General features: G+C 51.3%; 25 protein-coding genes and 3 tRNA genes. 22 read left to right on the top strand and 6 right to left on the bottom strand.

What is annotated here, in order from left to right; genetic code table 11:
* Positions 1-80: 80 nt before the first annotated feature.
* A complete protein-coding gene (gene sdiA, locus C0557_RS14945) occupies positions 81-803 on the top strand; it encodes a transcriptional regulator SdiA (RefSeq protein WP_208659144.1) in 723 nt (240 codons plus the stop codon).
* Positions 804-866: 63 nt separating this feature from the next.
* Here sdiA and C0557_RS14940 read toward each other — a convergent pair whose 3' ends face one another.
* On the bottom strand, positions 867-1,091 hold the full coding sequence (locus tag C0557_RS14940) for a DUF2594 family protein (protein WP_074777755.1): 225 nt from the start codon (positions 1,089-1,091) through the stop codon (positions 867-869).
* 464 nt (positions 1,092-1,555) lie between these two features.
* On the opposite strand from C0557_RS14940, the gene uvrY reads away from it, so the two are divergent.
* The 6 genes from uvrY to C0557_RS14910 all read left to right on the top strand — a co-directional run bounded on the left by uvrY (position 1,556) and on the right by C0557_RS14910 (position 5,098).
* The gene (gene uvrY / locus C0557_RS14935) at positions 1,556-2,212 is read left to right on the top strand and encodes a UvrY/SirA/GacA family response regulator transcription factor (protein ID WP_007371531.1); all 657 of its coding nucleotides are present in this window, start codon (positions 1,556-1,558) and stop codon (positions 2,210-2,212) included.
* On the top strand, positions 2,209-4,041 hold the full coding sequence (gene uvrC, locus C0557_RS14930) for an excinuclease ABC subunit UvrC (RefSeq protein ID WP_208659142.1): 1,833 nt from the start codon (positions 2,209-2,211) through the stop codon (positions 4,039-4,041). The genes uvrY and uvrC overlap by 4 nt, the downstream gene beginning before the upstream one ends.
* A gap of 56 nt (positions 4,042-4,097) precedes the next feature.
* Positions 4,098-4,646, top strand: a complete 549-nt coding sequence (pgsA, locus tag C0557_RS14925; RefSeq protein WP_074777751.1) for a CDP-diacylglycerol--glycerol-3-phosphate 3-phosphatidyltransferase — start codon at positions 4,098-4,100, stop codon at positions 4,644-4,646.
* A 149-nt stretch (positions 4,647-4,795) separates the two neighbouring features.
* Positions 4,796-4,871 (top strand) — tRNA-Gly (locus C0557_RS14920).
* A gap of 54 nt (positions 4,872-4,925) precedes the next feature.
* A tRNA-Cys gene (locus tag C0557_RS14915) sits at positions 4,926-4,999 on the top strand.
* A 12-nt stretch (positions 5,000-5,011) separates the two neighbouring features.
* Positions 5,012-5,098: transfer RNA gene (locus tag C0557_RS14910), tRNA-Leu, on the top strand.
* Between the two features lie 241 nt (positions 5,099-5,339).
* Here C0557_RS14910 and tyrP read toward each other — a convergent pair.
* A complete protein-coding gene (tyrP, locus tag C0557_RS14905) occupies positions 5,340-6,551 on the bottom strand; it encodes a tyrosine transporter TyrP (protein WP_208659140.1) in 1,212 nt (403 codons plus the stop codon).
* Positions 6,552-6,927: 376 nt separating this feature from the next.
* Between tyrP and C0557_RS14900 the strand changes: the two genes are divergently transcribed.
* Positions 6,928-7,167 (top strand): YecH family metal-binding protein, encoded by a 240-nt coding sequence (locus tag C0557_RS14900; protein ID WP_043953177.1) that lies wholly within the window; start codon positions 6,928-6,930, stop codon positions 7,165-7,167.
* Between the two features lie 40 nt (positions 7,168-7,207).
* Here C0557_RS14900 and ftnA read toward each other — a convergent pair whose 3' ends face one another.
* Both ftnA and yecR read right to left on the bottom strand, forming a co-directional pair.
* A complete protein-coding gene (gene ftnA, locus C0557_RS14895) occupies positions 7,208-7,705 on the bottom strand; it encodes a non-heme ferritin (protein WP_017458333.1) in 498 nt (165 codons plus the stop codon).
* Between the two features lie 203 nt (positions 7,706-7,908).
* A complete protein-coding gene (gene yecR, locus C0557_RS14890; protein ID WP_208659138.1) occupies positions 7,909-8,238 on the bottom strand; it encodes a YecR family lipoprotein in 330 nt (109 codons plus the stop codon).
* A gap of 244 nt (positions 8,239-8,482) precedes the next feature.
* Here yecR and C0557_RS14885 point away from each other — a divergent pair, with 244 nt between their 5' ends.
* Positions 8,483-9,121, top strand: a complete 639-nt coding sequence (locus tag C0557_RS14885) for an RpiB/LacA/LacB family sugar-phosphate isomerase (RefSeq protein ID WP_208659136.1) — start codon at positions 8,483-8,485, stop codon at positions 9,119-9,121.
* A gap of 39 nt (positions 9,122-9,160) precedes the next feature.
* Here C0557_RS14885 and C0557_RS14880 read toward each other — a convergent pair whose 3' ends face one another.
* Entirely contained in the window at positions 9,161-10,585 is a 1,425-nt protein-coding gene (locus C0557_RS14880; protein ID WP_208659134.1) for an MFS transporter, read from the bottom strand.
* Positions 10,586-10,798: 213 nt separating this feature from the next.
* Here C0557_RS14880 and azuC point away from each other — a divergent pair, with 213 nt between their 5' ends.
* The 8 genes from azuC to otsA all read left to right on the top strand — a co-directional run bounded on the left by azuC (position 10,799) and on the right by otsA (position 18,177).
* Positions 10,799-10,882 (top strand): stress response protein AzuC, encoded by an 84-nt coding sequence (azuC, locus tag C0557_RS14875; protein ID WP_017458329.1) that lies wholly within the window; start codon positions 10,799-10,801, stop codon positions 10,880-10,882.
* A 111-nt stretch (positions 10,883-10,993) separates the two neighbouring features.
* Complete coding sequence (locus tag C0557_RS14870) at positions 10,994-11,245, top strand: DUF2766 family protein (protein ID WP_090123589.1); 252 nt, start codon at positions 10,994-10,996, stop codon at positions 11,243-11,245.
* A gap of 105 nt (positions 11,246-11,350) precedes the next feature.
* The gene (locus tag C0557_RS14865; RefSeq protein WP_208659132.1) at positions 11,351-11,908 is read left to right on the top strand and encodes a DJ-1 family glyoxalase III; all 558 of its coding nucleotides are present in this window, start codon (positions 11,351-11,353) and stop codon (positions 11,906-11,908) included.
* 316 nt (positions 11,909-12,224) lie between these two features.
* Positions 12,225-13,205: an arabinose ABC transporter substrate-binding protein gene (locus C0557_RS14860; protein ID WP_007371542.1), complete on the top strand. Its 981-nt coding sequence runs from the start codon at positions 12,225-12,227 to the stop codon at positions 13,203-13,205.
* A gap of 71 nt (positions 13,206-13,276) precedes the next feature.
* Positions 13,277-14,791: an L-arabinose ABC transporter ATP-binding protein AraG gene (gene araG, locus C0557_RS14855; RefSeq protein ID WP_208659130.1), complete on the top strand. Its 1,515-nt coding sequence runs from the start codon at positions 13,277-13,279 to the stop codon at positions 14,789-14,791.
* Positions 14,792-14,805: 14 nt separating this feature from the next.
* Positions 14,806-15,786: an L-arabinose ABC transporter permease AraH gene (araH, locus tag C0557_RS14850; protein WP_208662963.1), complete on the top strand. Its 981-nt coding sequence runs from the start codon at positions 14,806-14,808 to the stop codon at positions 15,784-15,786.
* Between the two features lie 185 nt (positions 15,787-15,971).
* Entirely contained in the window at positions 15,972-16,778 is an 807-nt protein-coding gene (gene otsB, locus C0557_RS14845; protein ID WP_208659128.1) for a trehalose-phosphatase, read from the top strand.
* A complete protein-coding gene (gene otsA, locus C0557_RS14840; RefSeq protein WP_208659126.1) occupies positions 16,753-18,177 on the top strand; it encodes an alpha,alpha-trehalose-phosphate synthase in 1,425 nt (474 codons plus the stop codon). Before otsB ends, otsA begins: the two co-directional genes overlap by 26 nt.
* 33 nt (positions 18,178-18,210) lie before the next feature.
* Here the strand turns inward: otsA and uspC are convergent, their stop codons facing one another.
* Positions 18,211-18,636 (bottom strand): universal stress protein UspC, encoded by a 426-nt coding sequence (gene uspC / locus C0557_RS14835; RefSeq protein ID WP_208659124.1) that lies wholly within the window; start codon positions 18,634-18,636, stop codon positions 18,211-18,213.
* A gap of 779 nt (positions 18,637-19,415) precedes the next feature.
* Between uspC and flhD the strand changes: the two genes are divergently transcribed.
* The 5 genes from flhD to cheA all read left to right on the top strand — a co-directional run bounded on the left by flhD (position 19,416) and on the right by cheA (position 24,372).
* Positions 19,416-19,766, top strand: coding sequence for a flagellar transcriptional regulator FlhD (flhD, locus tag C0557_RS14830; RefSeq protein WP_007371548.1), 351 nt, complete (start codon positions 19,416-19,418; stop codon positions 19,764-19,766).
* 2 nt (positions 19,767-19,768) lie between these two features.
* Positions 19,769-20,347 carry a flagellar transcriptional regulator FlhC gene (gene flhC, locus C0557_RS14825; RefSeq protein ID WP_074777727.1) on the top strand — a complete coding sequence of 193 codons (579 nt, stop codon included), beginning with the start codon at positions 19,769-19,771 and terminating at the stop codon, positions 20,345-20,347.
* A gap of 125 nt (positions 20,348-20,472) precedes the next feature.
* Complete coding sequence (gene motA, locus C0557_RS14820; RefSeq protein ID WP_074777725.1) at positions 20,473-21,360, top strand: flagellar motor stator protein MotA; 888 nt, start codon at positions 20,473-20,475, stop codon at positions 21,358-21,360.
* Positions 21,357-22,316 carry a flagellar motor protein MotB gene (gene motB / locus C0557_RS14815; protein ID WP_074777723.1) on the top strand — a complete coding sequence of 320 codons (960 nt, stop codon included), beginning with the start codon at positions 21,357-21,359 and terminating at the stop codon, positions 22,314-22,316. The genes motA and motB overlap by 4 nt, the downstream gene beginning before the upstream one ends.
* A gap of 4 nt (positions 22,317-22,320) precedes the next feature.
* A complete protein-coding gene (gene cheA, locus C0557_RS14810; RefSeq protein ID WP_208659121.1) occupies positions 22,321-24,372 on the top strand; it encodes a chemotaxis protein CheA in 2,052 nt (683 codons plus the stop codon).
* The last annotated feature ends 4 nt before the right edge of the window (positions 24,373-24,376 follow it).

The following is a 24,376-nucleotide window of genomic DNA, read 5'->3' as shown; positions in this document are numbered from 1 at the left end:
ATATTTATAATTAAGTTTTATGTGTTAGCTTAATGTATACATAATAATGATTATTAAAACCAGGGGTATTACCGGTCGGTATGCAGGATAAAGAATTTTTTACCTGGCGGCGCGAAATGATGTCGTGCTTCCAGGAGATGACAGCGGCTAAGGACGTTTATACAGAGTTACAGCGGCAAACACAGCTGCTGGAGTTTGATTATTTCTCACTGTGCGTTCGCCACCCGGTGCCCTTTACACGGCCCAGGATTAGCGTTGAAACAACGTACCCGCAGGCGTGGACGCAGCATTATCAGGCGGAGAATTACTTTGCCATTGATCCGGTGCTTAAAGCCGAAAATTTCATTCAGGGACATTTGCCCTGGAATGACAAGCTCTTCCAGGATGCGATGGTTTTGTGGGATGCTGCGCGGGATCATGGCCTGCGAAAAGGGATCTCGCAGTGTCTGATGCTGCCTAATCATGCGCTGGGTTTCCTCTCGGTTTCGCGTAGCAGCCTGCTTGGCAAAATGATGTCTGAAGATGAGATTGAATTGCGGTTGCAGACGCTGGTGCAGCTCAGCCTGCTGGCGCTGACGCGACTGGAAGATCAGATGGTGTTGACGCCGGAGATGCGCTTCAGTAAGCGTGAACGCGAGATACTGAAATGGACGGCGGAAGGCAAGACCTCGGCAGAAATCGCCATGATTTTGTCGATCTCTGAGAATACCGTCAATTTTCACCAGAAGAATATGCAGAAGAAATTCAATGCGCCGAATAAAACGCAGATTGCCTGTTATGCTGCGGCGACCGGAATGATTTGATTATTCACTGCCACGAATCAGAAATCAGCCGGCTGTCAGGTTACCTGGCAGCCGTTTTTTTTATTACTGGCGGTAAGCTTGTTTAATTTGCTTAACAGTGCTGGAAAATACTGCTGCCTGAGCTTCATTTTCCATTTGTTCAATTTGCTTTTCCATTTTAAGGATGACGCGGCCCGCATCCGCCTGGCCCATTGCCTGCAACATCAGCGTTAACAATGATTTCAGGCAAGAAACTTCCTGCGCCAGATCCTTTGCATTTTCAGCAGTGGAAAAATCAGGTGTGCTCAATTTATTTTCCTCGTTACGTAGCCGCGCCGTTGCGCGACGATCACTGTCAAAGCGGCGGAGTATACCACAATCCGGCCAAAACAATGCAGTGGTTGTTTTTTGATCGTTATTGTTTGGTTTATTAGATTAAACTCTTTGCAATAAATATCAGAATTTTCTATTAGCGAGGAATATATGTTTAAACGGGGTTTAAGCGTAGTTAATTGTTGTTACATGTCGCTAAGATAATTTCTGTGAAAGTGAAAGCCTTTTGGGCAACTTTATGAAAAATGCGGTTTAGACTTTCTTACGCAACGCCTTGAGAACACGGAAACACTTTCCACATTTTGTACAGCTTAATTTCCAGAAACGAGAACAAAATCGAAAAGTGCGGGTTATTTTACCTTTCATTATTGGATGAAAAACCGTTAATATACGTTTAATTAGCTTTCAGCAGCGTTATCCCTCTTTTCGGAGATACTCCATTGATCAACGTACTACTTGTTGATGATCATGAACTGGTGCGCGCAGGGATACGACGCATTCTTGAAGATGTTAAAGGCATAAAAGTCACGGGTGAAGTCAACTGCGGTGAAGATGCCATCAAATGGTGTCGGGCCAATTCCGTTGATGTCGTCTTGATGGATATGAGCATGCCCGGAATCGGCGGTCTTGAAGCCACGCGTAAAATTGCGCGTGCTAACGTCGACACCAAAGTCATTATGCTTACTGTTCACACGGAAAACCCTCTGCCAGCGAAAGTCATGCAGGCGGGGGCAGCCGGTTATCTGAGCAAAGGCGCCGCGCCACAGGAAGTGGTGAATGCCATTCGCTCCGTGCATTCCGGACAGCGCTACATCGCCTCTGATATCGCTCAGCAAATGGCACTCAGCCAGATTGAACCTGAAAAAACGGACTCGCCGTTTGCCAGTTTGTCTGAACGAGAATTGCAGATTATGCTGATGATCACGAAGGGTCAGAAAGTGAATGAGATTTCTGAACAACTCCATCTGAGCCCCAAAACGGTGAACAGCTATCGCTACCGAATGTTCAGTAAATTGAACATTCACGGTGATGTCGAATTGACGCACCTCGCCATTCGCCATGGTCTGTGTAATGCGGAGACGTTGTTAAGTCAGTGACTGAAGTTTTCGATTCAAAAGCCTTCCTCAAAACGGTGACCAGCAAACCCGGCGTTTATCGTATGTATGACGCCGGCGGTACCGTTATCTATGTTGGTAAAGCGAAAGATCTTAAAAAACGCCTTTCCAGCTATTTCCGCAGCAATCTTGCCTCACGAAAAACCGAAGCGCTGGTCGCGCAAATCCAACAGATTGATGTGACGGTAACGCATACCGAAACTGAGGCGCTGCTGCTGGAGCATAACTACATCAAGCTTTATCAGCCCCGCTATAACGTCTTGTTGCGGGATGATAAATCTTACCCGTTTATTTTTCTCAGTGGCGATACGCATCCCCGACTGTCGATGCACCGCGGTGCGAAACATGCGAAAGGGGAGTATTTCGGCCCGTTTCCGAACGGTTATGCGGTGCGCGAGACGCTGGCGCTGTTGCAGAAAATATTCCCCGTCCGCCAGTGTGAGAACAGCGTTTATCGCAACCGCTCCCGCCCGTGCCTGCAATACCAGATTGGTCGCTGTCTGGGGCCGTGTGTCGCAGGACTGGTCAGTGAAGAGGAGTATGCGCAGCAGGTTGAGTATGTTCGCTTGTTCCTTGCCGGAAAAGACGATCAGGTGCTGACGCAACTCATCTCCCGCATGGAGAAGGCCAGCCAGGCGCTGGAATTTGAAGAAGCCGCGCGCGTGCGTGATCAGATTCAAGCGGTACGGCGGGTCACGGAAAAACAGTTTGTCTCTAATACCGGCGACGATCTTGATGTTATCGGCGTGGCGTTTGATGCCGGCATGGCCTGTGTACACGTGCTGTTTATTCGCCAGGGGAAAGTACTCGGCAGCCGCAGTTACTTTCCCAAAGTACCTGGCGGTACGGAGCTGGGCGAAGTGGTGGAAACGTTTGTTGGTCAGTTTTATTTGCAGGGCAGCCAGATGCGAACTCTGCCTGGCGAAATTCTGCTGGATTTCAATCTCAGTGATAAAACGCTGTTGGCCGATTCACTCTCTGAACTGGCTGGTCGCCGGGTTAATGTACAGACTAAACCGCGCGGCGATCGCGCGCGCTATCTCAAGCTGGCGCGCACAAATGCTGCCACGGCGCTTGGCACCAGGCTTTCGCAGCAGTCGACCGTTCATCAGCGTCTGGCCGCTCTGGCCAGCGTGTTACAACTGCCAGAAGTGAAACGGATGGAGTGCTTTGATATCAGCCATACGATGGGCGAACAAACAGTCGCGTCATGTGTGGTTTTTGATACCAATGGGCCATTACGTGCGGAGTACCGCCGCTATAATATCACCGGTATTACTCCCGGCGATGACTATGCGGCAATGAATCAGGTCCTGCGTCGCCGTTACGGCAAAGCGATTGAAGAAAGCAAAATTCCGGATGTGATCCTTATTGACGGTGGCAAAGGGCAACTGGGGCAGGCGAAGGCGGTTTTTGCCGAGCTGGATGTTCCGTGGGATAAGCACAAGCCGCTGCTGCTGGGTGTCGCGAAAGGCGCCGATCGCAAAGCCGGGCTTGAAACACTGTTCTTTGAGCCGGAAGGCGAGGGGTTTAGCCTGCCACCGGACTCTCCGGCGCTGCATGTTATTCAGCATATCCGCGATGAATCGCACGATCATGCGATCAGCGGTCACCGGAAAAAACGCGCCAAAGTGAAGAACACCAGTTCGCTGGAAACGATCGAAGGCGTGGGGCCGAAGCGTCGCCAAATGCTGCTGAAATATATGGGGGGATTACAAGGATTACTCAATGCCAGCGTTGATGAAATCTCAAAAGTGCCGGGAATCTCGCAAGGACTGGCAGAAAAGATCTTCTACTCGTTGAAACATTAGGGGCTCTGTAGCACCATAGAGCGAAAATTTACGGACAACAGACAGTTAACGCCACTATGCGATTGAATATTCCTACGTTGCTTACCCTTTTTCGCGTCATCCTGATCCCTTTTTTCGTGCTGGCGTTTTATCTTCCTTTTTACTGGTCACCGCTCGTTTGTGCGCTCATTTTTTGTGTCGCGGCGATAACCGACTGGTTTGACGGTTATCTGGCGCGCCGTTGGAATCAGAGCACCCGTTTTGGCGCCTTCCTCGATCCGGTTGCCGATAAAGTGCTGGTCGCCATCGCGATGGTGCTGGTGGCTGAACATTATCATACCTGGTGGGTTACACTGCCTGCGGCTACCATGATCGCCCGTGAGATCATTATTTCCGCTCTGCGTGAGTGGATGGCGGAGATGGGGAAACGCAGCCGCGTAGCGGTATCCTGGATCGGTAAAGTGAAAACCACCGCACAAATGATGGCGCTGGTAGGGTTGCTGTGGCGTCCAAATATCTGGGTTGAATATGCAGGCATTGCGTTGTTCTTCGTTGCTGCCGGGCTGACATTATGGTCAATGCTGCAATATCTGAACGCAGCACGCGGCGATCTGCTTGAACCTTGATCGTATCGTCGTAATTTTCAGCAAACGATCCGGGTTTTGAAAAATATCGTTGACTCAGTGCGTCAGGTAAGTAGAATGCAACGCATCGGAAGGCAGCGTAACTCGCCAGAAGATAGAAAAATCAAGTGATTAGAACAAAACTTGATAATGCGGGAATAGCTCAGTTGGTAGAGCACGACCTTGCCAAGGTCGGGGTCGCGAGTTCGAGTCTCGTTTCCCGCTCCAAATTAAAGTATCGGCTAAAACAGCGGGTGCTGGCTGAAAAGCATAGAGATTCACGGCGCGTTAGCAAAGCGGTTATGTAGCGGATTGCAAATCCGTCTAGTCCGGTTCGACTCCGGAACGCGCCTCCAATTTCTTCCCGAGCCCGGATGGTGGAATCGGTAGACACAAGGGATTTAAAATCCCTCGGCGTTCGCGCTGTGCGGGTTCAAGTCCCGCTCCGGGTACCATGGGAAAACAAGAATAAAATCAATGATAAGCAGTGTCGTGAAACCACCGAAAGGTGGTTTTTTTGTGCCTGTTTTTCAGGCTTTATAATATATCGTACTCAAGCGAAGCGATTACATCGCCTGCGAAAATATTCAAAGCGTAATTGCGTCAGAGCTTCTGAAATAAAGTCTGCTGGCTGTTTTGGTATCATCCGCTCCGCACAAAAAGCCGCGCGAGTGATTTCGCGCGGTTTTTTTAGGCTTATCCCACTTCGGGTAGCAAACCGGTGACGATTAAAAACTGGATGACGATAACTGCAATGCCACAGGCGAAAATCAGGCACAGCATGGGTTTCCCGCCGGGAACACGGTAACTGTGTTGCGAATTATGCTTCCGGCTTTGCCAGGCCAGCATTGACGGTAACAGAAGTGCCAGCACGGAAAGTGCGACACCGGCATAGCCCAGCGCCATCACAAATCCGCGCGGATAAAACAGTGCAAAGGCCAGCGGCGGCAGGAACGTAATCATTCCACTTTGCAGGCGTCCGACAGCATTGTTACGCCGCTGAAAAAGATCCGCGAGATAATCAAATAATCCCAGCGACACACCGAGAAAAGAGGTTGCCAAGGCCAGATCGGCAAACAGGTGCACTGCCAGTTCCACATGCGGCGAGGCCACCACTTCGCGCAATGCTTGCAGCAAGCCGTTTAATCCTGCCTGGCTTGCCAGCAGCCCCATAAATGTTGACGAATCAATACTGCCAAGCGTTGCGAGCTGCCAGAAAATATAGGCCACCAGCGGAATGGCGCTGCCGGTGATAAAGATCTTACGCAATTTGCGGATATCACCGCCCATATAACTGACGATGCTTGGTACGCTACCGTGAAAACCAAACGAGGTGAAGATCACCGGAATTGCCGACAGTGCCAGTCCTTTTTCCAGCGGCATGGTCAGCAAATTCGCCTGGTGAACGTGCGGCATTAACAGTGCCAGCATCACCACAAGGAAGAGGAGCTTGGCGCTGAAAAGAAAGCGGTTAAACAGATCGACAAGCGAAGTACCGGCACAAACGACACCACCGGCAACAAGCGTGAACAGCAGCACACCGGCGACTGGCGAAAGCGCAACGTTAAACCACTGGCTGATGCTGGACGCCAGCAACTCTCCGGCGCCGCTGATGTACGCTGCGGTCAGCGCGTACATTAAAAACATCATACTGAAACCTGTTATCCACTGCCCATAGCGGCCAAGATAACGTCTCGCCAGCGACCCAAGACCGGTATCGGCGGGAACATACTGATAAACCTCCAGCAAGAGCAGGGCGGTGTAACACATCACTGCCCACAGCGCGATAAGTAACACGAAAGTGGTGGCAAACCCGACGCCAGCTGCTGCCAGCGGCATTGCCAACATCCCTGCGCCGATCGTGGTGCCGGCGACGATAAAAACACTGCCAAGTGTTCGATTCTTCACGCTTTCCTCTGCAATAAAACACACTACTAGCCCAAACTGCGGCGCAGATTAAGATAATTCAGTAGTTTCGTCAAACGACCGTTACATAGTGTGTAAGGATATCTTTACGATAATTTGAGTCATCGACACAAGCGAATCCCGATGACGAAATATTTTCCCAGGAGTTAAAGGAAGATGAGTGGATTATCGAAAACATTGAGTGGTTAACCGATCTCTTCTTCGATCACAGCATCGCGTTGGAAACGGAAACTATCGCTACTTCTGGCAGGCGGTAAATAGGCTGGGCTGGCGCTGCACCAGATGCATGTAAACCTGTCTTAACGCAACATCTACAGGCAATGTTGTGTTTATGATGCATCTTTTGCGAGGAGGATTTATGGCATCAATACATGGCCACGAAGTACTGAATATGATGATTGCATCAGGCGAACATTACACCACAGAGAGCCTCGCGGCGGCCATTACCGCCCGCTTCGGGGAAACGGCGCGTTTTCATACTTGCTCGGCTGAGGGAATGACGGCGGCAGAACTGGTGACATTTTTAGCGTCGCGCGGAAAATTCATTCCGGCTGAAGAGGGTTTTTCCACTCACGAAAGTAAAATCTGCAAACATTAATAAAAACGGCGGTAAAAAGTATTATTTACCGCCTGCGTAATTAATTCTGCGTATCCAGCGTCGCCAGTTCTTTATCGATGAAATACAAACCTTCGCCGCTTTTACCCGCCAGCGTTAATTTATCGATAACCGATTTAAACAATTTCTCTTCTTCGTGCTGTTCGGCAACATACCATTGCAGGAAATTAAAGGTTGGATAATCCTGAGTGGTCATAGCAACGTGCGCCAGTTCATTAATTTTCTGCGTGATCAGTTGTTCATGTTCGTAAGTGGCGCGAAACAGCACATCCAGCGAGGCATAATCGGCAACCGGCGATTCGATAGTATTGATGCGCGGCAGGCTGCCGGTATCCGTAAGGTAGTCAAACAGACGTTGCATATGCGTCATCTCTTCCTGCGCGTGGCGGCGCAGGAAAGCCGCGGCACCTTCAAAGCTGTGGTAGCTGCACCATGCGCTCATCTGCTGATAAAGCAGGGAAGAAAACAGTTCCAGATTCATTTGTTCATTTAGTTTTTCAATCATCTCTGCTTTTAACATGGCGCGGCTCCGGAAAATATAAAAATAGAATAGTAGAGCGGCCACTATAATTTGTTATTTAATTATTTGCAAAAGGTTAAATGAAAAATGATTTATTAACGAAGTGAATGAGAATAACACGCATTGCAGTGGTTAATTAAATAAATGAGAATTGTTTTGATTATTAATAAATGTGCAGGCCAGCATGATTGCTGGCCCGGAAATTACCAACTGCCCGTGGTATGGGAAAAGGCCATGCCGCGGCACTGATATTGAATAGTGACTTTTGTATTCATGCAAACCGAACCGCTGATCAGGCTACACGTTTCGATCGGTTGGCCGAAAGGTACTGCCGTAGCGTAACCCATCTGTTGGCACTGCTTGTTAGCCGTTCCTTGTGCGGTGTATTGATCGTAATTCGCGGTTTGCATCATCGACTGGTTATAGCTCAGACGCACCAGCCCACTGGTGGTATCCACACTGCTGACTTCCGCTTCTTTGGTGAGAGTGCAACCAGCAAGCAGCAGCGAAGCGGCAATAAAAATTTTCTTCATGAAATCACTCTGATTCATTTTGGCATGTTCTCATCTTAACGTGCGGATCGGAGGACAATCGGCAGAATAACCCGTGGAACTGGCGCTACTAATCGCGACGGCGAAACGACGGGGGATTGATGCAAAACTGTGAACCCGCTTTTGATTTTTAAAACCATTTTTCATTAAATTTGAAAGTATGTTTGGCAGGTAGTATGGTTTAACCAACCTTTGCTATCTGAAGCATGTTCACAGGAGATCAAAAATGAAAATTGCACTGATGATGGAAAACAGTCAGGCGGCTAAAAATGCCATCATTCTGAAAGAGCTGAAAGCCGTTGCCGATGAAAAAGATTTCCCGGTGTTTAACGTCGGCATGAGCGACGAGAATGACCATCATCTGACCTACATCCACCTGGGCATTATGGCGAGTATTCTGCTGAACGCGAAAGCTGTGGATTTTGTCGTCACCGGCTGCGGTACCGGGCAGGGTGCGCTGATGTCGCTGAACATTCATCCGGGTGTAGTGTGCGGCTACTGTATTGATCCCGCGGATGCGTTCCTGTTTGCCCAGATCAACAACGGTAATGCGTTATCGCTGCCGTTTGCGAAAGGTTTTGGCTGGGGCGCGGAACTGAACGTGCGCTTTATTTTTGAGAAAGCTTTTACTGGTCGTAAAGGGGAAGGTTATCCGCCGGAGCGTAAAGAGCCGCAGGTGCGTAATGCCGGGATCCTGAACCAGGTGAAAGCCGCGGTGGTTAAAGACAATTACCTCGATTCCCTGCGCGCCATTGACCGTGAACTGGTGAAAACGGCCGTCTCTGGCGAGCGCTTCCAGCAGTGCTTCTTTGAACACTGCCAGAACAAAGAGATTGAAGCGTTCGTTCGCGAACTACTGGCCTGATAAAAACCCGCTGCAGCTGGCCTGGCTGCGGCGGTCCCTTTACGCTTTTTTCTTCTGTGATACGGCGCTTCCGGCATCTCTGGTCAGGCGCAACGTATCAAACATGCCAACCAGGCAAATCAGCGCGATAAATACAAACGCCAGCCGGAAACTGCTCCCTTCAACGCCGGTGATATGCAGCCACTCACTGACATGTTCACCAATACGAATACCAATTGCACCAAGCGTGATACCCAGGCCGACAGCCAGTTGCGTGGCGGTACTGAACAGCGTATTGGCATAACTCATTTGTGGTGACGGAACATCGGCAAAGGCGAGGGTGCTGATGCCGGTAAACTGTACCGAGCGGAAGACACCGCCCAGGAACAGCACCACAAAGGTGAGCCAGACAGGCGTTGCCGGGGTAAGAAACGCGCAGGCCAGCAGCGCCAGCACATTCAGCGCGCCGTTAATCAGCAGCAATTTTTTAAAGCCCAGCCAGCGAATCAGCGGTGTCGTGGCGGGTTTGATCGTCAGGTTACCGGCAAATACCGCCAGCACCAGCAGCCCGGCGTGGAACGGATCCATACCAAAACCGACCTGGAACAGTAGCGGCAGCAGAAATGGGACGGCGCTTATTGATGCGCGAAACAGCGAGCCGCCGTACATCGTCACGCGAAATGTCGGCACCTGCATCGCATCCAGCCGGATCATCGGCCATTGCGCTCGCCGGAAATGACGCAAGGTAAAGGCCAGCGTTAAACCGCCCAGTATCAGCAATCCGCTGGTCAGCACGCCCTGCGGCTGCTCAGCGCCTAAATCCTCCATGGCATATACCAGGCTGACCATCGCCACCGACGTAGCGATAAATCCCGGCAAATCGAACGGGCGTCGCTCCTCTTCACGAATATTGGGAATGATGCGCAGTGCCAGCAAAATCGCCACAATCCCCAGCGGCACATTAATAAAGAAGATCCAGCGCCAGTCAGCGTAATGCGTAATAAATCCCCCCAGCGGCGGGCCGATGATCGGCGCGACCAGCGCGGGCCAGGTTAGCGTGGCGATGGCGGTTATAAGCTGATGTTTTGGCGTGGTGCGCAGTACGGCGAGGCGCCCAACCGGCACCATCAATGCGCCGCCGACACCCTGCAAAATACGCATGCTGACAAACATCTCTACACTGGTCGACAGCCCACACAATATCGACGCAATGGTGAAGATAGCCAGCGCCAGTGAAAAGACATTGCGCGCGCCAAAGCGATCGGCAATCCAGCCGCTGGCCGGGATCAGCACTGCAAGGGTAATTAAATAAGCGCTGATGCCGATGTTCAGCGCAACGGCTTCGACACCAAACGTTTTTGCCATATCCGGCAGGGCGGTAGCGATTACCGTGCCGTCGATAAACTCCATAAAGAAAGCGCCGGCTACCAGTAGCGCAGCGGGAGAAAGACCTCCAGTCTTCCGCAAAAGGGTACTTTCACTCATTGTGGGTCTGCCATTTGCAAAAATAATTGAGAATGCTAAAAAAATTTTTAGCGTGCTAACTGCAGGATTTATAATTAAATTTTTAACAAAGCTACTGTATTTTTATTTTTTGAAACGTGATTTCTATCACATGGTGATTGATTTTTGTGATGAAGGTCATATTATGTACGCATTGAGACGTAACACCTGCATAACAAATCGCCGGAGCAAAAAATGAAACTGCGTAAAATTCTGAAGCACATGTTTGAAACCTACTGCAAAACTTTCAAAGACGTACCGCCAGGCGCTATGTTCTGATGATAAAAAAACCTGCTGAAGCAGGTTTTTTTATGTCCGTTGCCTGGCGGCCAGGCCTACTCATACGCATGAATTCCCGCTACTATGGCGCACTTTATTAAAGGAGCGCCTATGTCACAGAATCTCTCCACTGACCAGGAACTGGTATCCGATATCGTTGCCTGTCAGCTCGTCATCAAACAGATCCTCGACGTTATCGACGTCATCGCGCCGGTTGAAGTGCGTGAGAAAATGTCTCACCAGCTTAAGAGCATCGATTTTGCTACCCACCCGGCAGCGACCGACCCGGTTACCCGCCGTGCAATCCAGAAAGCTATCGCCCTAATTGAACTGAAATTTACCCCTCAGGGTGAAGCTCACTGAGTACTCTGCCTGGCAGGGATGTGACGCAGCGGGAATTATGAAACGCTGTTTTGGTCAACAATAACCCCACTTTAATCAACCCACCTTCAACGTAAGGAGTCGGACATGAAAAAAGTGGCGGTGTTGTTGGCGCCCGGTTTCGAAGAAGCAGAAGCGATTATCACCATTGATATCCTGCGTCGCTTAAATATTGACGTCGAAACGCTGGCCTGCGCGGAGTCCCGCGCGGTGGTCAGTTATCACGCTATTCCGATGGTTGCAGACAGCACGCTGGCTGAGCGTCAGGCAAAGCTGTATGACGCCATCGTCTTACCCGGCGGGCCGCAGGGCAGCGTGAATCTGGCTGCCAGCCAGGCGGTGGTGCAATTTGTTGAACAGCACGACACAGCCGGCAAGTTAATTTGCCCTATCTGTTCCGCTGCTGCGCGCGTGCTGGGCGGCAACGGTTTGCTGAAGGGCCGCCGCTATGTCTGCTCCGGCGATCTGTACGAAACTGTCCATGATGGTGAGTATGTTGACGCGCCAGTGGTGGAAGATGGCAACCTGATCAGCGGTAAAGGCCTCGGGCTGGCTTTCGATTTTGCGCTGACGATTGCCGCGCGTTTGCAGGGGGGCGAAACTGCGGCGCGAGATCACGCCGATCATATCTATTATAGCTGGTGATTTTTTTGCCCGGATGCGCCCTGCATCCGGGACAAGGATAAGCTGGCTGATGTTATGGATTATCCTGCTTTTACCCTTTCTATTTGTCTGACAAAATCGGCTGTTTTTATGTGCTATATCGCTGAATTTATGTACAGAATTACTGTAATTCTGCGGTGTGATGCCGCTCTCCTATGGAGAATCAATTTCCCGCTAAAACTACTTCCAGCACAGGTGTCCAGGGATGCGCGGACTCTAATGCCTTGTTTTATTAACTTTTAAATGAACCGGTAGTTATTTTTCCCTACATAAAAGAAAGCTAATGCTGGAGTTTACCATGCACAAATTCACTAAAGCGTTGGCGGCCATCGGTCTGGCTGCCGTTATGTCACAATCCGCTATCGCTGAAACGATGAAGCTCGGGTTTCTGGTGAAACAGCCGGAAGAGCCCTGGTTTCAGACTGAATGGAAGTTTGCCGACAAGGCGGGCAAAGATTTAGGTTTTGAAGTGATTAAAATCGCCGTCCCTGATGGTGAAAAAACGCTGAACGCCATTGATAGCCTGGCGGCCAGCGGCGCAAAAGGATTTGTTATTTGTACTCCGGATCCCAAACTTGGCTCGGCGATTGTCGCCAAAGCGCGGGGTTATGACATGAAAGTCATTGCGGTGGACGACCAGTTCGTCAACGCCAAAGGCGAACCCATGACTTCGGTGCCGCTGGTGATGATGGCGGCGAGCGAAATCGGCGCGCGTCAGGGTGAAGAACTCTATAAAGAGATGCAAAAACGCGGCTGGAATGTGAAAGAGACGGGTGTCATGGCGATTACCGCGAACGAGCTGGATACCGCTCGCCGCCGCACGACCGGTTCTATGGACGCGCTGAAAAAAGCCGGTTTCCCGGAAAAACAGATCTACCAGGTGCCGACAAAATCTAACGATATCCCCGGCGCATTTGATGCCGGTAACTCCCTGCTGGTACAGCATCCGGAAGTGAAACACTGGCTGGTGCTGGGCATGAATGACAACACCGTGCTGGGTGGCGTGCGTGCGACAGAAGGCCAGGGCTTTAAAGCGCCGGATGTCATCGGTATTGGTATTAACGGTGTCGATGCGGTAAGTGAGCTGTCGAAAGCGCAGGCGACCGGCTTCTTTGGTTCGCTGCTGCCAAGCCCGGACGTGCATGGCTATAAAACCAGCCAACTGCTCTACAACTGGGTCACCAAGGGTGTTGAACCACCGAAATTTACGGCTGTAACGGATGTGGTGCTGATCACCCGCGAGAACTTCAAAGAAGAGCTGGCGAAAAAAGGACTGTAATTCTCTGTTGATTGTGCTCCCCGCGTCAGGCGGGGAGCCAGATGTACAATGAACTGCTTTACGGAGACGTTATGCAACAGTCTACTCCTTATCTCTCTTTTCGCGGCATCGGCAAGACGTTTCCCGGTGTGAAAGCGCTCAGCGAGATCAGTTTTGATTGTTACGCCGGGCAAATCCACGCCTTGATGGGTGAAAACGGCGCAGGTAAGTCGACACTGTTAAAAATCCTCAGCGGCAATTACGCGCCGACCACCGGTACGCTGGAAATAAAAGGTGAGGAAGTCACCTTCGCGGATACCACGGCAGCGTTGAATTCCGGGGTAGCAATCATCTACCAGGAGCTGCATCTGGTGCCGGAAATGACCGTCGCGGAGAATATCTATCTTGGCCAGATCCCGCACAAGAGCGGCATTGTGAACCGCTCGTTGCTGAATTACGAAGCCGGTTTGCAGCTTCAGCATCTTGGGCTGGATATCGATCCGCAAACGCCGCTGAAATATCTCTCCATTGGTCAGTGGCAAATGGTCGAAATTGCCAAGGCGCTGGCGCGTAACGCCAAAATCATCGCCTTCGATGAACCCACCAGTTCTCTCTCGGCGCGTGAGATCGACAACCTGTTCCGGGTGATCCGCGAGCTACGTAAAGAGGGGCGGGTGATCCTCTATGTCTCTCACCGCATGGAAGAGATTTTTGCGCTCAGCGATGCCATTACCGTCTTTAAAGATGGCCGCTATGTGCGCACCTTTACGGACATGCAGCAGGTCAATCATGACCAGTTGGTGCAGGCGATGGTCGGGCGCGATCTGGGGGATATTTATGGCTGGAAACCGCGAGAATACGGGGCCGAACGCCTGCGGCTGGAGCAGGTTAAAGCGCCAGGCGTACGAACGCCCATCTCGTTAAGCGTGCGCAGCGGTGAAATTGTCGGCCTGTTCGGGCTGGTGGGCGCCGGGCGCAGTGAATTAATGAAAGGCTTATTCGGCGGGACGAAAATTACCGAAGGGCAGGTCTTTATCGACGGCGAGCAAGTCAATATCACTAAACCGGCGCATGCCATCCAGGCGGGCATGATGTTGTGCCCGGAAGATCGTAAAGCGGAAGGCATTATTCCGGTTCATTCGGTGCAGGAGAACATCAATATCAGCGCCCGACGCAAATACATTCGCGCAGGTTGTCTGATCAATGATGGCTGGGAAAGTGAAAACGCCGAACATCATATTCGTTCGCTCAATATCAAAACGCCTGGCGCGGAACAACTGATTATGAATCTCTCCGGCGGCAACCAGCAAAAGGCGATTCTTGGTCGCTGGTTATCGGAAGAGATGAAAGTCATTTTGCTCGACGAGCCGACGCGCGGCATCGATGTCGGGGCGAAACATGAGATCTACAACGTAATTTACGCGCTGGCTTCCCGCGGTGTTGCGGTGCTGTTTGCCTCCAGTGATTTGCCGGAAGTGCTCGGCGTTGCCGATCGCATCGTGGTGATGCGTGAAGGGGAAATCGCCGGTGAACTGCTTCACGGTCAGTGTGATGAACAGCGGGCGCTGAGCCTCGCGATGCCGAAAGTTAGCCAGGCTGTCGCCTGAGTGAGGAGAAAATGATGTCATCTTTAACTACGTCCCGTACACCGAAATCCTCGCTCAGCTTTGGGCGAATCTGGGATCAGTTCGGCATGCTGGTAGTGTTTGCCGTGCTGTTTATCGGCTGCGCGCTGTTTGTGCCGAACTTCGCCTCTTTCGTCAATATGAAAGGGCTGGGGCTGGCGATCTCAATGTCCGGCATGGTGGCCTGCGGCATGCTGTTCTGCCTTGCGTCCGGGGACTTTGACCTGTCGGTTGCATCGGTCATCGCCTGCGCCGGGGTAACCACGGCAGTGGTGATTAACATTTCGGAGAGTTTGTGGATCGGCGTATTTGCCGGTTTGCTGCTCGGCGTGGTCAGCGGTTTTATTAACGGCTTCGTGATTGCGCGTTTGAAGATCAACGCCTTGATCACCACGCTTGCCACGATGCAGATCGTCCGTGGGCTGGCGTATATCATTTCCGACGGTAAAGCGGTCGGCATCGAGGATGAACGTTTCTTCACCCTCGGTTACGCCAACTGGCTGGGGCTGCCCGCGCCGATTTGGCTGACGGTTGGCTGCCTGATTATTTTTGGCTTCCTGCTCAATAGAACCACGTTTGGCCGCAATACGCTGGCGATTGGCGGTAATGAAGAGGCGGCCCGCCTGGCGGGCGTTCCGGTGGTACGCACGAAAATCATCATCTTTGTGCTCTCCGGCCTGGTCTCAGCGGCAGCGGGGATTATTCTTGCTTCGCGCATGACCAGCGGCCAGCCGATGACGTCGATTGGCTATGAGCTGATTGTTATCTCAGCCTGCGTATTGGGTGGTGTTTCGCTGAAAGGCGGGATTGGCAAAATATCCTATGTCGTTGCCGGGATCCTGATTCTGGGCACTGTCGAAAACGCCATGAACCTGCTGAACATCTCGCCATTCTCACAGTATGTGGTGCGTGGTTTGATCCTGCTGGCGGCGGTAATTTTCGACCGCTACAAACAAAAGGCCAAACGCACCGTCTAAGCCTTAACGCGCAATTTTAGACACAACCTTATAGTTTATCCCCACACCTTACCAGCCGCTAATCCGGCTGGTAAGTCATGCTTAAAATGGCGAGCAGCGTCACACTGTCTATACTTACATGGCTAATGATAATGAGATGTTATTGAAGAACGGCTCTCATCAAAGACTGTAAGGAGGAAACCAGGGTGGAAGACGCATTATCTGTACCGCCTCTCTTTTCCGGGAATTTTGCCTTTTTTTTCGATTTGGATGGCACCCTCGCTGACATTAAACCACGCCCGGATGATGTCTCTGTTCCGGACGCTGTGCTGGTCAGGCTTTCATTGCTTGCTGAGATGAACAACGGGGCACTGGCATTGATTTCAGGGCGCTCAATCGCTGAGCTCGAGCAACTCGCCAAACCCTGGCGTTTTCCGCTGGCTGGCGTGCACGGGGCAGAACGCCGCGACATCAAGGGTCATACCGAACGGGTAACATTACCGGAAAATATCGTACAACCGCTGGAGCGTTCGCTCCGGCACGAAGTGGCATCGCTTAACGGTGTGGAACTGGAAGCGAAAGGCATGGCATTTGCTTTGCACTACCGTCAGGCGCCGCAGCATGAAGACGCGGTTTTTGCGCTGGCAAAGCAAATGGTCGCGCGCTACCCGCAACTGGCGATGCAGCCAGGGAAATGCGTGGTGGAGCTTAAACCGTCCGGCATTCATAAGGGAGCGGCTATTGCGGCATTTTTAGAGACGCCGCCTTTTGCCGGTCGCATACCGGTTTTTGTCGGTGATGATTTGACGGATGAGCATGGGTTTAAAACGGTGAACGCGCTGGGAGGCGAATCAATCAAAGTGGGTGCTGGCGAGACGCAGGCAAAATGGCGTCTGGACAGCGTAAATGAAGTTTATCAGTGGCTTGAACGTATCACTGACCATCAACAAGAAAAACAACAGGCGCTAACAAACAGGAGAGATGGCTATGAGTCGCTTAGTCGTAGTATCTAATCGTATTGCTCCGCCTGACAACAAAAAGGCCAGCGCTGGCGGGCTGGCCGTAGGGATTCTGGGAGCGTTAAAAGCCACAGGCGGGCTGTGGTTCGGCTGGAGCGGTGAGCTGGGTGACGAGGACCAGCCGCTAAAAAAGGTGACAAAAGGGAATATCACCTGGGCATCGTTTACCCTCAGTGAAGCGCATTACGAACAGTATTATTCGCAATTCTCCAACGCCGTTTTATGGCCTGCTTTTCACTATCGACTCGATCTGGTGAATTACCAGCGTGAAGCCTGGGAGGGGTATCAGCAGGTCAATGCGCTGCTGGCGGATAAACTGCTGCCGTTACTGAAAGACGATGACATTCTGTGGATCCACGATTATCACCTGCTACCGTTTGCCAGCGAACTGCGTAAGCGCGGTGTGAATAATCAGATTGGTTTCTTCCTGCATATACCTTTCCCGACGCCGGAAATCTTTAACGCCTTGCCGCCGTATGCGGAGTTGCTGGAAGCGCTCTGTGATTATGACCTGCTCGGTTTTCAGACCGAAAGCGACAGACTGGCGTTCCTGGATAGTCTGTCAATGAAGACTCGTCTGACCAGTCGCAGCGGTAAAGAACATGTCGCGTGGGGAAAAAATTTCCGCACGGAAGTTTACCCGATAGGGATTGAACCGGATGAGATTGCCAAACAGGCAGCCGGGCCGCTGCCGCCTAAACTGGCACAGTTGAAAAATGAACTTAAGAACGTGAAGAACATTTTCTCTGTGGAGCGGCTTGACTACTCCAAAGGCTTGCCAGAGCGCTTCCTTGCTTATGAAACGCTGCTGGAGAAATTCCCCCAGCATCACGGAAAAATCCGCTATACGCAGATTGCGCCAACCTCCCGTGGCGAAGTGCAGGCTTACCAGGATATTCGGCACCAACTGGAAACCGAAGCCGGGCGAATCAACGGTAAATATGGCCAGCTTGGCTGGACGCCGCTTTACTATCTGAACCAGCACTTTGACCGTAAAGTATTGATGAAAGTCTTCCGTTACGCCGAAGTGGGCTTAGTGACGCCGCTGCGTGACGGCATGAATCTCGTCGCGAAAGAGTATGTCGCGGCGCAGGACCCGGCCGATCCGGGGGTGTTGATATTGTCGCAATTTGCCGGGGCGGCGAATGAGCTGACATCGGCGCTGATCGTGAATCCTTACGATCGGGATGATGTCGCTGCGGCGATGGACAGGGCGCTAAGAATGCCGCTGGCAGAGCGCATATCACGTCATGCGGAAATGCTTGAAATCATTAAGGAGAATGATATCAACCACTGGCAGCAGAGGTTCCTTCGTGATTTAAAGCGCATCACGCCACGTAGCGCACAAAGCCAGCTACAGCATAAAGTGGCGACCTTTCCGAAGCTGGCTTAACGTCAGCGGCGCTCCTGCTGTCGCAGGAGCGCTTCATGCTCCTAAAGGCACCAATAAAACATCCACTTCACTGGCATGAACGATGCTCTTTGCCGCACACGCTGCGCGGGCGAGGAACGTTTGATTGTGATTACCGCAGACCACCAGATCGATACCCTGTGTACGGCAGATATGCAAAATATGTTCGCTTAATGTGCCCGAGGCGATGAGCGCCTTTTCGATGGGGTAACCGGCTTCGCTAATGAGTTGGTCCAGAAATTGCTGCGTCTCTTCCTGCAACACTTCACGGACATTTTCCATCATCGGGGCGGCAAGCTGGTTATAAAGTTCAGGATCGGAAGCTAAGGTAATAAGGGAGATGCGGGCATTGAAAGGGCGGGCAATATCAATGGCTTTCGCCAGTAAACGCCGACTTTCGGGCGTCACCGCAACGGCGACCAGAAGATGAGCATATTGCATTTCTCACTCTCCACGACAAATCAAATTTTTTTCACCATTACTCTGTTTCAGCACTCAGTGCAACCCGGAATTATTGCAGGGGTGTGAAGGGTATCATAAATATTCATTAATTATTCTTATGCTAAGACTTTAACGCATATTCCTGCATTTAACCGATTTTAAAATCTTATCTTAAATTTAAAGAATTTAAGATCAAATTGTTAAACTATCAATCATAATAACTAACAATTTTGAAATGATTACCTAGAGTAATTAATTAGCACCTCTGAAAGCTTAATTTGTTGTTTTATATACTTTTTTAATTTTATGTCTGCAATAGAAACGTTTCGTTAACGATGAATGTTGCAAAACATGACTCCTCAGACCAGTTGGCAGATTGCAGCCATGGTTTTGCATGAGTATTCGGCCAAATGGAATAAAAAAAGCGGCTGACAGAACAAAAAAGCATCAAATCACAAGCAGGACTGATAGATTTATTACCCATAATCCGTTAAATTTTGTGATGTAGATCACAAAAATTTCAAATTTTTGTTCGGGTCAGATTGTATGTGTCAGCACCTACGAGTACAGTTGCGTCGAATTAGGAAAAATCTTAGTTCTTTGTAAGAAATGATTAAGCGCATATCAAGGCCATTACATTTGAGCGAAGTGCTGCGAGTGCGAGATCCTAAGTCAGTTATGCATTTAGCCTTTCTTTTTTATACCGGTTTTTTTCCGGCGACATCACGGGGTGCGGCTCAGCCGCATAAGATACAAGTTGGTTATTCGGGATGGGAAAAATGCATACATCCGAGTTGCTGAAACATGTGTATGACATTAATTTGTCGTATTTGCTTCTTGCTCAGCGTTTGATTAGCCAGGACAAAGCGTCCGCAATGTTCCGTCTTGGCATTAACGAAGAGATGGCTAATACATTGGGTGAATTAACCCTTCCACAAATGGTGAAACTGGCTGAAACCAACCAGCTTATCTGCCAGTTCCGTTTTGACAATCACCAGACTATTACTCGTCTGACCCAGGAATCACGCGTGGATGATTTACAGCAAGTCCACACCGGGATTTTACTTTCAACCCGCCTGCTGAATGAGTCTTCTCAGACCGGCGATGCGGCAAGAAAGAAAAGGGCTTAATCATGGGCGAGAAAAGCATTGTTCAGGAAGCCCGCGATATTCAGTTAGCAATGGAACTGATTTCGCTGGGTGCACGTTTACAGATGCTGGAGAGTGAGACACAGCTTAGCCGTGGTCGTCTTATTAAACTCTACAAAGAGTTACGTGGTAGTCCGCCGCCGAAAGGCATGCTGCCATTCTCCACTGACTGGTTTATGACCTGGGAGCAGAATATTCATGCGTCCATGTTCTGTAACGCCTGGCAGTTTTTGTTAAAAACAGGCCTGTGCAGCGGCGTTGATGCAGTCATCAAAGCGTACAAACTCTATCTGGAACAATGCCCTCATACCGATGATGGGCCGCTGCTGGCGCTGACTCGCGCCTGGACACTGGTTCGTTTCGTGGAAAGCGGAATGCTGGAGTTGTCTCGCTGTAATTGCTGTGACGGTAATTTTATTACGCACGCACACCAGCCTGTTGGTAGCTTTGCCTGTAGTTTATGCCAGCCGCCGTCCCGCGCGGTAAAAAGACGTAAACTTTCCCGGGATGCTGCCGATATTATTCCACAACTGCTGGATGAACAGATCGAACAGGCTGTTTGACCGAAACAGGTGGAAAACACTCCAGCAGCGGTGCAGTAATGCCGCTGCTTTTTTTTGCCTGAAATTCGGTTTAACCCTCTGAAATGTTTATCCCGAGCCTTAGTCATTAGCAGAAGGATGATGTCGTGCTTATCGTATTAGGTTACCTGGTTGTTCTTGGTGCAGTCTTTGGCGGTTATATGATGACCGGCGGAGAACTTGGGGCACTTTATCAACCGTCTGAACTGATCATCATCGGCGGCGCGGGGTTAGGTGCATTCATCGTTGGTAACAATGGCAAAGCGATCAAAGGTACGATGAAAGCCATGCCTTTGCTGTTTCGTCGTTCGAAATACACCAAAAGCATGTATATGGATTTGCTGGCTCTGCTTTACCGCCTGATGGCGAAATCGCGTCAGCAAGGGATGTTCTCGCTCGAAAGAGATATTGAGAATCCGAAAGAGAGCGAAATTTTCGCCAGCTATCCGCGCATTCTTGCGGATGCGACGATGCTTGAATTTATTGTCGATTATCTGCGCCTGATCATCAGCGGCAACATGAACACCTTTGAAATTGAAGCGCTGATGGACGAAGAGATCGAAACGCACGAAAGCGAAGCCGAAGTGCCGGCGAATGCGCTGGCGATGGTGGGCGATTCGCTGCCCGCGTTCGGTATCGTTGCGGCGGTCATGGGGGTGGTGCACGCGCTGGCCTCCGCCGATCGTCCGGCGGCTGAACTCGGCGCGCTGATTGCGCATGCGATGGTGGGGACATTCCTCGGCATCCTGTTGGCGTACGGTTTTATCTCTCCACTGGCCAGCGTTCTGCGCCAGAAGAGTGCGGAAACCGCCAAAATGATGCAGTGCGTCAAGATCACCTTGCTGTCGAATCTTAACGGTTATGCACCGCCAATTGCGGTCGAATTTGGCCGTAAAACGCTGTACTCCAGCGAACGTCCGTCGTTTATCGAACTGGATGAACACGTCCGTGCGGTCAGAAATCCTAACCAACAGACCACGACCGAGGACGCATGAAAAATCAGTCCCATCCGATCGTCGTAGTCAGACGAAAAAAACATAAAGGTCATGGCGGTGGAGCGCACGGCTCCTGGAAAATTGCCTACGCCGACTTTATGACGGCGATGATGGCGTTCTTCCTGGTGATGTGGTTGATCTCTATCTCCAGCCCGAAAGAACTTATTCAGATTGCGGAGTATTTCCGTACGCCGTTAGCAACCGCAATTACGGGTGGGCAGCGAATTTCAAACAGCGAAAGCCCGATTCCGGGCGGTGGCGATGACTACACACAGCAACAGGGCGAAGTGCAAAAACAGCCCAACATTGACGATTTGAAAAGACGCATGGAGCAGTCGCGGCTGAGTAAGTTGCGCGGCGATCTGGATCAGTTAATTGAAGCCGATCCCAAACTGCGCGCGCTGCGTCCGCACCTGAAAATCGATCTGGTGCAGGAAGGGTTGCGTATTCAGATTATCGACAGCCAGAACCGGCCGATGTTTAAAACCGGCAGCGCGGAAGTCGAACCGTATATGCGCGATATTTTGCGTGCTATTGCGCCAGTACTGAATGGCATCCCTAACAAAGTGAGCCTTTCGGGCCACACCGATGATTTTCCTTACGCCAATGGCGAAAAAGGGTACAGCAACTGGGAGCTTTCCGCCGATCGTGCAAACGCATCGCGCCGTGAGCTGGTTGCCGGTGGGCTGGATAACGGCAAAATTCTTCGGGTTGTAGGTATGGCGGCGACAATGCGCCTGGCGGACAGAGGTCCGAATGAAGCAATTAACCGCCGAATCAGTCTTTTGGTACTTAACAAACAGACTGAAGAAGCCATTCTGCATGAAAATGCCGAAAGTGAGAGTGCGCCAATAAGCGCGATTACAGAGCCAGAACCTGCGGTCGGAGCAGCACCTGCATCCACACCGGCGGCTCCGGCAGCAGTTCCCACATCGCCACAAGCCAATCCGAGGTGATAGCGTGAGCATGGATATTAGTGATTTTTATCAGACATTCTTCGATGAGGCCGACGAGTTGTTGGCTGATATGGAACAACATTTACTGGATTTGGTGCCAGAAGCGCCGGATTCGGAACAGCTCAACGCCATCTTTCGTGCGGCGCACTCTATTAAAGGAGGCGCAGGTACATTTGGTTTTACCATCCTGCAGGAAACCACACACCTGATGGAAAACCTGCTTGATGAAGCCCGGCGTGGCGAAATGCAGCTTAACACCGACATTATCAACCTGTTTTTGGAAACCAAAGATATTATGCAGGAACAGCTCGACGCTTATAAAAGCTCGCAAGAGCCGGACGCCGCCAGCTTCGAATATATCTGCAATGCCCTGCGCCAGCTGGCGCTGGAAGCAAAAGGAGAGGTCGTTGCTGCCCCTGCAAATGGCGCAAAACTCTCCGTTGTGGATACGGCTGCGCTGGAGTCCGAAACCGCTGCTGCGCCAGCTGCCGAAAGCGACGGCAAACTGCGCATCGTCCTGTCTCGCCTGAAAGAGAGCGAAGTTGCACTGCTGGAAGAAGAGCTGGGTAACCTCGGAACATTGAGCGACGTGGTGAAAGGGACTGATACCCTGAGCGTGACGCTTGATGGCGGCGTCAGCGAAGACGATATTACCGCGGTATTGTGCTTCGTCATCGAAGCCGATCAAATTGCGTTCGAAAAAACCACCGCAGAGACAGCTCCCGCGCCTGCGGCAGTTGACGCGGTTGAGCAAGTGGTTGAAGCGCCAGCGCCTGTTGCGGTTCCGGCGGAGAAACCAGCGGCTCCGGCGCTGAAAGCAGTAGCGAAAGAGCAACCAGCTGCTCGTGAAAAACCGGCGCGCGCCAGCGAATCAACCAGTATCCGTGTAGCGGTTGAAAAAGTTGACCAGTTAATTAACCTGGTCGGTGAACTGGTGATCACCCAGTCGATGCTGGCTCAGCGCTCGAACGAGCTGGACCCGGTCACGCACGGCGATCTGATCACCAGTATGAGCCAGTTGCAGCGCAACGCCCGCGACCTGCAGGAATCGGTGATGTCCATCCGTATGATGCCGATGGAATATGTCTTTAGCCGCTTCCCGCGCCTGGTGCGCGATCTGGCGAGCAAGCTGGATAAACAGGTTGAGCTGACCCTGCAAGGTAGCTCGACGGAACTGGATAAGAGCCTGATCGAGCGCATCATTGACCCGTTAACGCACCTGGTGCGTAACAGCCTCGACCACGGTATTGAAACCCCGCAAAAACGTGTCGAAGCCGGTAAATCGCCTATCGGTAACCTGATTCTTTCGGCGGAACACCAGGGCGGAAATATCTGCATCGAAGTGACTGACGACGGCGCTGGCCTTAATCGCGAGCGTATCCTGGCGAAAGCGATTTCGCAGGGAATGGCGGTCAATGAAAACATGACCGATGAAGAAGTCGGCATGCTGATTTTTGCCCCGGGCTTCTCCACCGCAGAGCAGGTTACCGACGTTTCCGGCCGCGGCGTGGGCATGGACGTGGTAAAACGTAACATCCAGGAAATGGGGGGCCACGTTGAAATTAAATCCAAACAAGGCACCGGTACGACGATCCGTATCCTGCTGCCGCTGACGCTGGCAATCCTCGACGGGATGTCAGTAAAAGTGAACAACGAAGTCTTCATTCTGCCGCTGAACGCGGTGATGGAGTCGCTGCAACCGCGTGAAGAAGATCTGCACCCGCTGGCCGGTGGCGAGCGTGTACTGGAAGTACGTGGTGAATACCTGCCGCTGGTTGAGTTGTGGAAAGTGTTTGACGTGATGGGGGCGAAAACTGAAGCCACGCAGGGGATTGTCGTTATTCTGCAGAGCGCAGGTCGTCGCTATGCGCTGCTGGTTGATCAGTTGATCGGTCAGCACCAGGTTGTGGTGAAAAACCTGGAAAGCAACTATCGCAAAGTGCCGGGTATTTCTGCCGCCACCATCCTGGGCGATGGTAGCGTTGCGCTGATCGTTGATGTGTCAGCGTTGCAGGGGTTGAATCGTGAACATCGTATGGCGCACACAGCCGCCTGATTAA

The organism is Kosakonia sp. MUSA4, from assembly GCF_013085925.1.
GTDB classification, from domain to species: domain Bacteria; phylum Pseudomonadota; class Gammaproteobacteria; order Enterobacterales; family Enterobacteriaceae; genus Kosakonia; species Kosakonia sacchari_B.
This window is presented reverse-complemented; position numbering and strand designations above follow the sequence as displayed.

Coding starts and splice junctions, on each gene's coding strand:
- araG (WP_208659130.1), top strand. CDS start 13,277: ATGCAACAGTCTACTCCTTATCTCTCTTTTCGCGGCATCGGCAAGACG.
- yecR (WP_208659138.1), bottom strand. CDS start 8,238: ATGAAGAAAATTTTTATTGCCGCTTCGCTGCTGCTTGCTGGTTGCACT.
- flhC (WP_074777727.1), top strand. CDS start 19,769: ATGGGCGAGAAAAGCATTGTTCAGGAAGCCCGCGATATTCAGTTAGCA.
- sdiA (WP_208659144.1), top strand. CDS start 81: ATGCAGGATAAAGAATTTTTTACCTGGCGGCGCGAAATGATGTCGTGC.
- C0557_RS14900 (WP_043953177.1), top strand. CDS start 6,928: ATGGCATCAATACATGGCCACGAAGTACTGAATATGATGATTGCATCA.
- C0557_RS14870 (WP_090123589.1), top strand. CDS start 10,994: ATGTCACAGAATCTCTCCACTGACCAGGAACTGGTATCCGATATCGTT.
- otsA (WP_208659126.1), top strand. CDS start 16,753: ATGAGTCGCTTAGTCGTAGTATCTAATCGTATTGCTCCGCCTGACAAC.
- araH (WP_208662963.1), top strand. CDS start 14,806: ATGTCATCTTTAACTACGTCCCGTACACCGAAATCCTCGCTCAGCTTT.
- uspC (WP_208659124.1), bottom strand. CDS start 18,636: ATGCAATATGCTCATCTTCTGGTCGCCGTTGCGGTGACGCCCGAAAGT.
- motB (WP_074777723.1), top strand. CDS start 21,357: ATGAAAAATCAGTCCCATCCGATCGTCGTAGTCAGACGAAAAAAACAT.
- azuC (WP_017458329.1), top strand. CDS start 10,799: ATGAAACTGCGTAAAATTCTGAAGCACATGTTTGAAACCTACTGCAAA.
- pgsA (WP_074777751.1), top strand. CDS start 4,098: ATGCGATTGAATATTCCTACGTTGCTTACCCTTTTTCGCGTCATCCTG.
- C0557_RS14860 (WP_007371542.1), top strand. CDS start 12,225: ATGCACAAATTCACTAAAGCGTTGGCGGCCATCGGTCTGGCTGCCGTT.
- C0557_RS14865 (WP_208659132.1), top strand. CDS start 11,351: ATGAAAAAAGTGGCGGTGTTGTTGGCGCCCGGTTTCGAAGAAGCAGAA.
- flhD (WP_007371548.1), top strand. CDS start 19,416: ATGCATACATCCGAGTTGCTGAAACATGTGTATGACATTAATTTGTCG.
- C0557_RS14880 (WP_208659134.1), bottom strand. CDS start 10,585: ATGAGTGAAAGTACCCTTTTGCGGAAGACTGGAGGTCTTTCTCCCGCT.
- ftnA (WP_017458333.1), bottom strand. CDS start 7,705: ATGTTAAAAGCAGAGATGATTGAAAAACTAAATGAACAAATGAATCTG.
- C0557_RS14885 (WP_208659136.1), top strand. CDS start 8,483: ATGAAAATTGCACTGATGATGGAAAACAGTCAGGCGGCTAAAAATGCC.